This window comes from Cellulomonas avistercoris (genome assembly GCF_014836445.1).
Taxonomy (GTDB): domain Bacteria; phylum Actinomycetota; class Actinomycetes; order Actinomycetales; family Cellulomonadaceae; genus Cellulomonas; species Cellulomonas avistercoris.
The window spans coordinates 212522-224158 of sequence record NZ_JACSQV010000005.1 but is presented as its reverse complement, the minus strand read 5'-3'; the positions used below and the strand labels follow the sequence as shown (position 1 = coordinate 224158).

The 11637-nt window shown below is 75.2% G+C and carries 8 protein-coding genes; 6 read left to right on the top strand and 2 right to left on the bottom strand.

The genetic code is table 11. The features are described from left to right. Together H9657_RS07990 and H9657_RS07985 are read right to left on the bottom strand one after the other, a co-directional pair. On the bottom strand, positions 1 to 2540 hold a 2540-nt coding region (locus H9657_RS07990), incomplete at its 3' end, for an N-acetylmuramoyl-L-alanine amidase (RefSeq protein ID WP_191782140.1). A 127-nt stretch (positions 2541 to 2667) separates the two neighbouring features. Continuing rightward, the gene (locus H9657_RS07985; RefSeq protein ID WP_191782138.1) at positions 2668 to 4143 is read right to left on the bottom strand and encodes a class I adenylate-forming enzyme family protein; all 1476 of its coding nucleotides are present in this window, start codon (positions 4141 to 4143) and stop codon (positions 2668 to 2670) included. A 62-nt stretch (positions 4144 to 4205) separates the two neighbouring features. Between H9657_RS07985 and H9657_RS07980 the strand changes: the two genes are divergently transcribed. The 6 genes from H9657_RS07980 to H9657_RS07955 are packed head-to-tail and all read left to right on the top strand — an operon-like array spanning position 4206 to position 11618. Continuing rightward, the gene (locus H9657_RS07980; protein ID WP_191782136.1) at positions 4206 to 5714 is read left to right on the top strand and encodes an aromatic amino acid ammonia-lyase; all 1509 of its coding nucleotides are present in this window, start codon (positions 4206 to 4208) and stop codon (positions 5712 to 5714) included. After that, positions 5711 to 7264, top strand: a complete 1554-nt coding sequence (locus H9657_RS07975; RefSeq protein ID WP_191782134.1) for an NAD(P)-binding domain-containing protein — start codon at positions 5711 to 5713, stop codon at positions 7262 to 7264. The genes H9657_RS07980 and H9657_RS07975 overlap by 4 nt, the downstream gene beginning before the upstream one ends. A 1-nt stretch (position 7265) precedes the next feature. Beyond that, the gene (locus H9657_RS07970; protein ID WP_191782132.1) at positions 7266 to 8306 is read left to right on the top strand and encodes an alpha-hydroxy acid oxidase; all 1041 of its coding nucleotides are present in this window, start codon (positions 7266 to 7268) and stop codon (positions 8304 to 8306) included. Continuing rightward, positions 8303 to 9640: a cytochrome P450 gene (locus H9657_RS07965; protein ID WP_191782130.1), complete on the top strand. Its 1338-nt coding sequence runs from the start codon at positions 8303 to 8305 to the stop codon at positions 9638 to 9640. Before H9657_RS07970 ends, H9657_RS07965 begins: the two co-directional genes overlap by 4 nt. Further along, positions 9637 to 10902 carry a cation:proton antiporter gene (locus H9657_RS07960; protein WP_191782128.1) on the top strand — a complete coding sequence of 422 codons (1266 nt, stop codon included), beginning with the start codon at positions 9637 to 9639 and terminating at the stop codon, positions 10900 to 10902. The genes H9657_RS07965 and H9657_RS07960 overlap by 4 nt, the downstream gene beginning before the upstream one ends. A 47-nt stretch (positions 10903 to 10949) precedes the next feature. Then, positions 10950 to 11618, top strand: coding sequence for a response regulator transcription factor (locus tag H9657_RS07955; protein ID WP_191782126.1), 669 nt, complete (start codon positions 10950 to 10952; stop codon positions 11616 to 11618). Positions 11619 to 11637: the final 19 nt, after the last annotated feature.

The following is an 11637-nucleotide window of genomic DNA, read 5'->3' as shown; positions in this document are numbered from 1 at the left end:
AACGGCCCGTTCTCCCGCTGGCTCGACGGCCACACCGCATCGAACGCCGGCGACACCGCGAACGTCCCCGCACCCGACGAGTAGATCGCCCCACGCTGGAACGACTGGTAGCTGCCACCGTCACGCAGCCCCCGCACCGTGCCACCCAACGGAGCGCCCAACGCACCACCCGCACCACCCGCCGCCGTCCACGCCGTCAGGACCGCGCTCGACATCGACACCGGCGCACCACCCGCGACCTGCACGACCGCACCACGCTCGAAGCGCTGCGTCACCGTCCCGTCGGCACCCCGCACCGCCGCCGACGTCGGATAACCCAACGGCCCGTTCTCCCGCTGGCTCGACGGCCACACCGCATCGAACGCCGGCGACACCGCGAACGTCCCCGCACCCGAGGAGTAGATCGCCCCACGCTCGAAGGACTGGTAGCGGCCGCCGTCACGCAGCGGCAACGGGTCGGAGACGGGGTAGCCGAGCGGGCCGTTCTCGCGCGTGGCTGTCGGCCACGCGGCGTCGAACTCCGGCAGCACGTACCGCGTGCCGCCCACCGGCGAGTGGTACACCGCGCCGCGCGTGAACTGCTGGTAGTACCCCCCGGACCGCAGGGGCACGGTCGTGCTCACGGGGGTGCCGAGCACTCCCGACGCACCGCCCAGCGACTGCCACAGCCGGTCCACCGCGCTCGTCGACGACCGCGGCGCCTCGCCGGGACGCTGCACCACGGTCCCCGTCTCGAAGGACTGCGAGACCGTGCCGTCGGAGGCCCGCACCGGGTCGGAGACGGGATAGCCGAGCGGGCCGTTCTCACGCGACGACGGCGGCCACACGGCGTCGAACGCGGACGTCACGTAGAACGTGCCGCGACCGGGCACGTCGTACACGCCGCCGCCCTCGAAGAGCTGGAACATGCCGCCGCCGCGCAGACCTGTGAGCGTGCCCGTGACCGGTCTGCCGAGCACGTCCTTGACGCGCTCCCACACCGCAGCCACGGAGTCCGCGACCGAGACGGGGTACCGGCCGGGCAGCTGCAGCACGACGCCCCGCTCGAAGCGCTGGGTCACCGTGCCGTCGGCCGACGTCGACGGCCCGGACACCGGGTAGCCGAGCGGGCCGTTCTCGCGCGAGGCGGTCGGCCACGCGGCGTCGAAGGCCGTCGTCACGAGCGACGCGCCGATGCCCGGCACGTCGTAGACGGAGCCGCGCTCGAACACCTGGTACCGCCCGCCGCCGCGCAGCCCGCCGATCACGGACGACACGGGCATCCCGAGGACGCCGCCGCCGTAGCCGCTTGCCGCCCACACGTCGCGGATCGCACCCTGGACGTCGTACGGGTCCATCGCCCTGATGGCGTCGAGCGCACCGTGCCCGCCGTTGCCGGGGCAGGCGGTGTACGACACGTCACGGTGCCCGAACACCGTCGGGAGGGTGACGTTCTGGTTCGCGTACCGCGAGTTCTCCCCGCCGGACGTGTAGTAGGTCATCCAGCCGTTGAGGCGCACGCCGTAGGGGCCGAGCTTGGAGCGCAGCAGGTTGCCGACCGTGCGCAGGGTCGCGTCGGACGGGCGCGCGTCGTACGTGCCGATCATCGACACCCCGACGGTGCCGGTGTTGAAGCCGCCGGCGTGCACGCCGATCACCGCCTTCTCGAGCGACCCGACCCGGCCCTCGTACGCCAGGCCCCACTTGTCGACCAGGAAGTTGTAGCCGATGTCGCACCAGCCGCGACCGTCGATGTGGTACGCCTGGATGTTGCGCAGCTGCTGCATCACCTCGGCCGTCGAGGAGTACGCGTTGGTCGTGGCCGTGTGGTGCACGACGCCGCCGACCAGCGTGCGCGCCACGTCCGGCGTGCAGGCCGGCGAGCGCGCACCCCACTCCGCGCGGGTGATGATGCCGCCCGCGCCGACGGCCGTCGGCACCGTGGCACCGCGTCCGGCGCCGATCCCGCCGCTGCCGGTCGCGGGCTCGGTCTGCGGGGACCCCACCAGCGCGAGCCGCAGGCCCGCCGTCGCCATCGGGCCGACCGAGGCGCTGAACGACAGCTGGACCGCCTCGGCATCGTCGCCGACCCACACGGGGTCCGTGCCGCCGCGGCCGGCGTGCTCCGCGTCGGCGGTGCCGACGTCGGGCCCGTCGTCCGCCACCTCGAGGTCGACCCACTCGGACCACGTGCCGTCGGTCAGCGACCGCACGCGCGGGACGCTGAGGGCGCCCGCGCTGCTGCCCTCGGGCCACGTCATCCCGACGGTCTGCACGTCGTCCGTGCGGATCGCCGCGGTCAGGACACGATCGGTCGGCCCGACGCTCGGCGGCGCACCGGCCACCACGTGGGTGAGGTCGGCCGGGTCGACCGTGTCGTCGGGCTGCTGCCCGGCCGGGGCGCTCGCACGCCCGGCGAGCACGACGTCGGCGAGCTGGACCGTCGCCTCGGCCGCCTCGGCGGGCGACGGGGTGCTGACGGACGCGGCCGCGGGTGACACGGCACCCAGGGGCGCGCTCAGGAGCGCGAACGCGACGACGGCGACGGCGTTCCGGGACATGGGGGCCTCCTGCGGCGCGTCTGCGGCACGCCCTCATGGCACGGTAACCCGGCGCCGCCGGGAAGCCCGGTCATCCGGTGCGCGTCGCGCGTCGTGCCTGCCCGCGGGCGACGGGGAGCACCGCTCGTCAGGGGGTCGGCGGGCGCTGCGCTCCCAGCGGCGCGACGAGGACCGGGGCGGGCAGCGCGGACTTGTCGGGCTTCCCGGCCGGGGTGAGCGGCACCCCGTCGACCAGGGTGACGCTGCGGGGCACGGCGACGTCGCCCAGCGCCCGCGCGACACGCTCGCGCAGCGCGTCGACGTCGGGGACCGACCCGTGGGCGGGCACGACCCACGCGTGGACCGCCTCCCCCGTGTCGTCGTCGGGACGGGCCGCGACGTACGCCTCGGCGACCGCCGGGTCCTGCGCCAGGACGCGCTCGACGGCCCCCGCGTGCACGAGCTGCGCGTCGACGATGACGACGTCGCGCGCGCGGCCGCGCAGGTGGAGCCAGCCGTCCTCGTCGAGCTCGCCCAGGTCGCGCGTGCGCACCCAGCCGTCGACGAAGACCTCGGCCGTCTCCTGCGGGTCGCCCCAGTAGGCCGACGCCTGCGACGGCGTGCGGACCCGCAGCTCGCCGTCCCGGACCTGCACCTCGACGGCCGCCGGCGGGCGTCCGACGGACGCGAGCGCGGCGGGGTCGGCCAGCATCTCGGCCGGCGTGGCCATCGCGATCATCCCGGTCTCGGTCTGGCCGTACCCGTGGAACACGACGGGGCCCAGCACGTCGAGGGCCTCGGCGAGGCGGGACGGCGCCAGCGGCGACCCGGAGACGAGCAGCGCCCGCAGGGTCGACAGGTCCGCCGGGTGCTCGCGCTGCGCGCGCACGAGCTGGTGGAGCCGGCCGACGGTGATGACGCTCGCGGTCGCGCGGTGCCGCACGATGGCGTCGGGGAAGCCGGGCGGCCGCGCCGCGACCAGGACGCCGCCCGCGGCCAGGGTGAGCACGGCGTACTCGAGCACCACCTGGCTGCTGAGCGGGCCGACGACGAGGTAGCGCTGCAGCCGCGGCGCGAGCGCGGCGACGGCGGGCGGCCACTGCTCAGGGTGGGGCGCCCAGGCGCCCGTCATCGAGGCGTAGGTCTGCACGCACCCCTTGGGGCGGCCGCTGGTGCCGCTGGTCCAGGTGACGCGCGCGACGTCGTCGGGACGCCCGGCGGCCACCACCGACGCGGCCGGCGGCGACGCCATGAGGTGCGCGAGCCGCTCGTCGTCGACGACGAGCGTGATGTCGGCGCGTGCGAGCAGCGCGGCACGCTGCGCCGGTGCGAGCCCGGCGGGCAGCCCGCAGACGCGCGCACCCACTGCGAAGGACGCGAGGGTCGCGGCGAACGCCTCGGGCGAGACGCCGAGGTCGAGCGCGACTCCCACCCCCGGGCCGACCCCCGCCGCGCGCAGCCCCGCCACGACACGCGCGACGGCGTCGGTCGTCTCACCGGCACCGACGACCCGGTCGCCGTCCTCGAAGACGGGCCGGTCCGGGTCGCGCGCCAGCAGGTCGAGCACCGGCTGCGGCCAGACCGCCGCGCGTCCGCCGTCGGTCGTCGGGTCGTGAGGCGTCATGCCGGAGACGCTAAGTGACCTATCTCACATAGTTTTGAGATCAACTACCTACCGTCGAGGCCATGGACACCCGTGCCGCGCTGAGGACCCGCGTCGACCTCGCCTCCCCCCTGCGGACCCACCACCTGGTGGCGGCCGCCGGCCCGATCGACGTCGTCGTCCCGCTCGAGGCACGCGAGCGCACCGGCGCGGCACGGGCGTTCCTCGACACGGCGGTCGCGGACGACCGCGCCGTCTACGGCCGCACGACGGGCTTCGGGGCGCTGGTCGGGTTCCGGGGCCGGCCCGACGGCCGGGACCAGGCCGACAACACGCTCGCGCACCTCGGCGCCGGCCAGGGCCCCACGCTCCCCGCGGGGCTCGTCCGGGCCACCGTGCTGGTCCGGGCCCGGTCGCTCGCGCAGGGCGCCTCGGGCGTCGGGCCGCACGTGCTCGACGCCCTCGCCGCCATGCTGGCGACCACGTTCGCCCCCGTCGTGCCGCGCTGGGGGTCCGTCGGGGCCAGCGGCGACCTCGTGCCGCTGGCAGCCGTCGCGGCCGCGCTGCGCGGCGACGGCGAGGCCGACGTCGAGGGACGGCGCATGCCGGCCGCCGACGCGCTCGACGCGTGCGGCCTGATCCCCCTGCGCCTCGACGGCCGCGACGCCCTCGCCCTGGTCAACGGCACGTCGCTGACCACCGCGGCGCTGGCGCTCGCGCTCGACGGCGTGCGTCGGGCCCACGGCGCGCTCGTGCGGCTCGCGTGCCTGCTCACCGACCTGCTCGGCTGCGACGCGCAGTTCACCGACGTCGACCTGCTGGACCGGTACGCCCACCCGGGTGCCGCCGTCGTCGGCGCCCGCATGCGCGGGCTCCTCACGGGCCTCGTGCCGTCCGGCACCCGCGCGCTGCAGGAGCCCTACTCGATCCGCTGCACCCCCCAGCTGCTCGGCGCCGCCCACGACGCCCTGCGGTACGTCGAGGACGTCGTCACGGCCGACCTGGCCGGGGTCAGCGACAACCCGCTGCTGTTCCCCGACGACGACAAGATCGTCCACGGGGGCAACTTCTTCGGTCAGCCCGCGGCCTTCGCCGCCGACCTGCTCGCGCTCGTCACCGCGCAGCTCGGCAACCTCGCCGAACGTCAGCTCGACCTGCTCGTCGACCCCGTGCGCAACGGCGGCCTGCCACCGATGCTGGCGGCGGGCCCGGGCCTCCAGCACGGGCTCCAGGGGGTGCAGCTCGCGTCGACCGCGCTGGTGGCCGAGCTCCGCCGGGACGCGACCCCGGCCAGCATGCAGTCGCTGTCGACCAACCTGCGCACGCAGGACGTCGTGCCGTTCGGCACGCAGGCGGCGCTGCGCTCGCTCGACGGCGTCGAGGTCCTCGACCTGCTGGTCGGCTCGCTCGCGCTCGGGCTGCGCCAGGCCGCCCACGTCGGCGGCCGGTCCCCGAGCGCGCCCGCGTCGACCGCGCTGCTGTCCTCGCTCGCGTCCGCCGTACGTCCCGTCGACCCCGACCGCCCGCTCCAGCAGGACGTGCGCACCGCCGCGCACGTCGTCCTGACCACCGACCCGGAGGACCAGCCATGACCCTCGACCACCTCGTCATCGGAGCAGGACCCGCGGGCCTGCAGCTCGGCGCGCTGCTGGAGGCCGACGGGCGGCGCGACTACCTCGTCGTCGACCGCGCCGACGTCCCCGGCTCGTTCTTCACGCGCTACCCGCGGCACCGTCGGCTCATCTCGATCAACAAGCCCCGCACCGGCAGCGACGACCCCGAGGTCAACCTGCGGCTCGACTGGAACTCCCTGCTGAGCGACGACCCGGACCTCCGGTTTACGCGCTACACCGACCGCTACTTCCCCGACGCCGACGTCATGGTGCAGTACCTCGCGGACTTCGCCGAGCGCTCCAAGGTGCGCGTGCGGTACGGCGCCTCCGTCTCGCGCGTGTCGCGTCGTGACGACGTCTTCGAGGTGCAGGTCGGCGGCGACGTCCTGACGGCACGCTCGGTCGTGGTCGCCACGGGCGTCAGCCGGCTGCACCGCCCGCAGATCCCCGGCTTCGAGCTCGCCGAGGGGTACGACACCATGCCCGTCGACCCCGCCGACTACCTCGACCAGCGGGTCCTCATCATCGGCAAGGGCAACTCGGCGTTCGAGACGGCCGACGCCCTCATGGAGACGACGACGACCATCCACGTCGCCGGGCCCGACTCCGTGCACCTCGCGTGGCGCACCCACTACGTCGGCCACCTGCGGGCCGTGAACAACAACTTCCTCGACACCTACCAGCTCAAGTCGGCCAACGCGGTGCTCGACGGCACGGTCGAGCGCATCGAGCGGGACGACGAGGGCCTGGCGGTGACGTTCCGCTTCACGCGCGCCGACGAGACCCGCGTGCTGCACTACGACCGGGTCCTCGCGTGCACCGGGTTCGCGTTCGACGCCTCGGTGTTCGACGACACGTGCCGGCCCGCGCTCGCGATCGGCGGGCGGTTCCCCGCCCAGACCGACGAGTGGGAGTCGGTCGACGTGCCCGGCCTGTTCTTCGCCGGCACGCTCAGCCAGCAGCGCGACTTCAAGCACTCGACCAACGGGTTCGTCCACGGCTTCCGGTACGCCGTGCGGGCCCTGCACCACGTCCTCGAGCGGCGCTACGCCGGCGAGCCGTGGCCGTCGGTGCCCGTCGACCCGACGCCCGCGGCGATCACGGCGGCCGTGGTCGAGCGCGTCAACCGCACGTCCGCGCTGTGGCAGCAGTTCGGGGTGCTCGCGGACGTCGTCGCGGTGACGGACGGTGCGGCGCGCTACCACGAGGAGGTGCCGGTGGCCTACCACGGCCGCGTCGGTCTGGGCCCGGACGGTCACGACGACGACGCGTTCGTCGTCACGCTCGAGTACGGGCCTGACCACGACAAGGTCGACCCGTTCGACGTGAGCGTGAACCGCATCGCGCAGGACGTGCCGGGCGTGGCGCACGACGCCGCGTACCTCCACCCCGTCGTCCGGCACCACCGCCGCGGCGAGCACGTCGCCACCCACCACCTCGCGGAGAACCTCGAGAACCGGTGGGACCGGCCCGACGCGCACGTCGCACCGCTCGAGGCGTTCGTGACCGGCGCGCTCGCGGGACGCTGACGTGGGCCCGTCGGTCCGGGCGCGGGAGGCCGAGCGCGGTGCGCGCGCCGTCCTCGACCCCGTGCACTTCGACTACCTGGCGGGCGGCGCCGGCGACGAGCGCACGCTGACGGGCAACGAGGACGCGTTCGCGCGCCGCCGGCTGGTGCCCCGCGTCCTGCGGGGACCGGGGCCGGTCGACCTGACGACCGACCTGCCGGGCGTGCGGCTCGCGGCGCCCGTGGTCGTCGCCCCCACGGCGTTCCACCGCCTCGCCCACCGCGACGGCGAGGTCGCGACCGCGACGGGCGTGCGGGCGGCCGGCGGGCTGCTGACGGTCAGCACGATGGCGACGACCGCGGTCGAGGAGATCGCCGCGACGGGGGCCGCACTGTGGTTCCAGCTCTACCTGCAGCCGGACCGGGCGTTCACGGCGGCGATCGCCACGCGCGCCGCGGCCGCCGGCTGCCGGGCCCTCGTCCTGACGGTCGACTCGCCCGTGCGGGGACGGCACGCGCGCGACGCGCGGCACGGGTTCACCGAGCTGCCCGCCGGCCTCGTCTGCGAGAACCTGCGCGACGGCGACGGACGCGTGCGCGACCTCGTCGTCGACCCGGACCTCGGCTGGGACGACGTCGCGTGGCTGCGCGACACCACGTCGCTGCCGCTCCTGGTCAAGGGGGTGCTCCACCCCGCCGACGCGCGCCTCGCCGTCGAGCACGGCGTCGACGGGATCGTCGTCTCGAACCACGGGGGGCGCCAGCTCGACGGGACGTTGAGCACCCTCGACGCGCTGCCCGCGGTCGTCGCGGCGGTCGCCGGCCGGGTGCCGGTGCTGCTCGACGGCGGCGTGCGCAGCGGCGCGGACGCCCTGGTCGCGCTGGCACTGGGCGCCGACGCCGTCATGGTGGGCCGCCCCGTCCTGTGGGGGCTCGCACGCGGCGGTGCGGACGGCGTGCACGAGGTCCTGGAGGACCTGACCGACGGGCTCGCGCACGCCATGGCCCTGGTCGGAGCCCACCGGCCGGGCGATCTGGGGCCCGACCTGGTGACGGTCCCGTGAGCCCCGTCGTCGCGGCCGCCGCGGCCGGCCTGGTCGTGGCGTGGACGCTGCCGCGCTGGCTGCCCCGGGCCGTCGTCCGGCTGCGCGAGCGCGTCTTCGCGTGGGTCAACGGCAGCGAGGGCATACCCGTGCCCGGCCCGCTCGTCGGCGCCGAGCACTTCGAGCGGGTCTACTCGGACCCGGCCGCCGACGGACGCAGCGCCGGCGCAGGGCTGTCCGACCTGTTCTGGTACTGGCTGGCGCCCGGCGCGCACATGCACCAGGAGCACCTCGAGCCCGGCGATCGGTACCGCACCGTGGCCCGCACGACGCGGCAGGTCCTGGCGGTGCGGCACGCGCGCAGCGACGAGCTCGCGACCGCCGCCGCCCGCCGCGCGCTCGACGCCCTGCCCGACGACCGCGCGAGCCTCGTGCGGCTGCGGGACCTGCTCATGCCCGTGTGGGCGGAGGTCTACCACGAGCTCGTCTTCGACGAGCCGTGCCCGCCCGCCGCCCGCGCGCTCGTCGTGGCCAACGCCGACGACGTGGTCACCGCCCTCAAGGGCACGGGTCTGCGGCACATGGACCGCCGCGACCGCCTCACGGCGTACCTCCGCGAGCGCGTCGAGGACGGCACGTGCCCCGTGGTGCTGCCGCCCCCGTTCACGGCGCAGGAGACCGCGTGGTACCTGCAGGGCGCGTTCTTCAACACCGCGGTGGTCCAGATGTCCGAGGCGGCCGCGCACGTCCTGCTGTGCGCCGGCGCCTACGGGCCCGCGCGGGACCAGGTCGACGACGACGACGCGCTGGACCGCCTGGTCGACGAGACGCTGCGGGTGCACCCGCTGTTCGGGGTGGCCCACCGCATCACGTCGGCGCCGATCCGCGTCGACGACGACGTCACGCTGCCGACCGGCTCGGTGCTGCTCTTCAACTACCTGGCGTACCAGCGCACGGGGGCCGCGGACGACGACGTGTTCGACCCCGAGAGGTGGCGCACGCTGCGCCACCACGACGCGCACTTCATCCCGTTCGGCGTCACCGCCAACCGCGCGTGCCCGGCACGCGGGTCCGCGCCCGTCATGCTGCGCGCCGTGCTGCGCGAGGTGCTGCGCCGCTACGACGTCACGTCCACCGGCGCGCACACGCGCTCGATGCCCAACCGCGGACCCGCGTACCTCACGCCCGTCGGCGTCGCCGGCCCTGGACGCGCCCGGCTCGGCGCCCTGCGGCTGGCCGACCGCTGGGCCGACGTCGGCCGGTCCGTGCAACAGCTCGTCCTCGGCACCGCGATGGTGCTCGAGGCCCGCCGGCTCCAGCCCTGCACCACCTACTTCGCGGAGGTCCGCGCATGACACCCGTCGAGCTCGCACCGCGGTTCTTCCTCGCGGTCGTCGTCATCCTCCTGGTCTGCCGGGGCGTGTCCTGGGTGCTGGGACGCGTCGGGCAGCCGCCCGTCGTCGGCGAGATGGTCGCCGGCGTCCTGCTGGGCCCGTCGCTGCTCGGGCTGCTCCTGCCGGGCGCGCAGCAGGCGCTGTTCCCGGACGACCTGCGGCCCGTGCTGTTCGTCGTCGGGCAGATCGGGCTGGTCCTGCTGATGTTCCACGCCGGGTACGCGTTCTCGACGCACGGTGCGGTCGGGCTCACCCGGACGGCGGCCGCGGTGTCGCTCGCGGGCGTCACGGCCCCCCTGGTGCTCGGCGCCGCGCTCGTGCTCGCGCTCGACGGCCTCGTGCCGCTGCGTCCCGACGGCGTGCCCGTGGGCGTGGTCGCGGCGTTCGTCGGCGTCGCGCTGGCCATCACGGCGTTCCCGATGCTCGCGCGCATCATCACCGAGCGTGGCCAGGCCGGCACGCGCCACGGGTCGATCGCCCTGGCCAGCGGCGCGGTCGACGACGTCGTCGCGTGGGTGCTCCTCGCCGTGGTGCTGGCGGCCGCGACGGGCAGCGCGGGCCCGGCGCTGCTGACCGTGGGCGGTGCGCTCGTGTTCGTCGCGCTCATGTGGTTCGTCGCCCGGCCCGGCATGCACCGGCTCATGACCACCACGCGCGTCGACGACCACGCGCGCCTGCTCGGCACGGTCGCGGCGCTCTTCGCCGCCGCGTGGTTCACCGACGAGATCGGGCTGTACGCGGTGTTCGGGGCGTTCGCGCTCGGCCTCGCGGTGCCGCGCGTGCCCGCCGCCGACCGCGTGGTCGGGGCGCTCACGCCCGTGACGGGCGTCCTCGTGCCGCTGTTCTTCACGTACTCGGGGCTCCACACGCAGTTCGGGCTGTTCACCGACCCGACGGTCCTGCTGTTCGCCGTCGCGTGCGTCCTGGTCGCGATCGCCGGCAAGTTCGGCGCGTGCTGGTTCGCGGCGCGCCGCCGCGGCGAGCCCCAGGGCGTGGCGCTGCGCGTGGCGTCCCTCATGAACGCACGCGGGCTCATGCAGCTCATCGCGCTGAACATCGGGCTCGAGGCGGGGATCGTCGGGCCGGCGCTCTTCACGGTCCTCGTGCTCGTCGCCCTCGTGACGACGATCATGACGAGCCCGCTGCTGACGTGGGTCGAGCGTCGGCACCCACCCGCCGAGGCCGAGCCGGCCCCGGCCGAGCCGGCCCGGGTCACCCTGTGACGAGACAGGTGTTACTCAAGTCACACGAGATGTGCCATTGTCAGGACATGTCCGGACGACCGCACCGCCTCCTCCTCGTCGAGGACGACCGCGAGCTCAACGACATGCTGGCCGAGGTCCTGACCGACGAAGGCTACGTCGTCGACCAGGCCCGCGACGGCCACCGCGGCCTGCACCTGGGGCTCACGCGCCCGTACGACGTGCTCGTGGTCGACCGCCGCCTGCCCGCCGTCGACGGGCTGGACATGCTCCAGCGCCTGCGCTCACGGGCCGTCAGCGCACGCGCGCTGGTGCTCACGGCGCTCGGGACGGTCGCCGACCGTGTCGCCGGCCTCGACGCGGGGGCCGACGACTACCTCGTCAAGCCCTTCGAGCTCGACGAGCTCAGCGCCCGGATCCGTGCGCTGTGCCGCCGCGTCGACGAGGCGGACACGCACCTGGCGGTCGGTGAGGCGACGCTCGACCTCGTCACGCGCCAGGTCGTGCTCGCGGACGGCCGACGCGTCGACCTGTCGACCCGCGAGCACGCCCTGCTGCAGGCGCTCGCCGAGCGTCCGACGGCCGTCCACACGCGCAACGAGCTGCGCCGCACGGTCTTCGCCGACACCGAGGCCGCGTCGATCGTCGACACCTACGTCTACTACCTGCGCCGCAAGCTGGGCCGTGCGGCCGTCGCGACGGTCCACGGCACCGGCTACCGGCTGGGCACGCTGTGAGGCCGGGGGGCGACGAGGA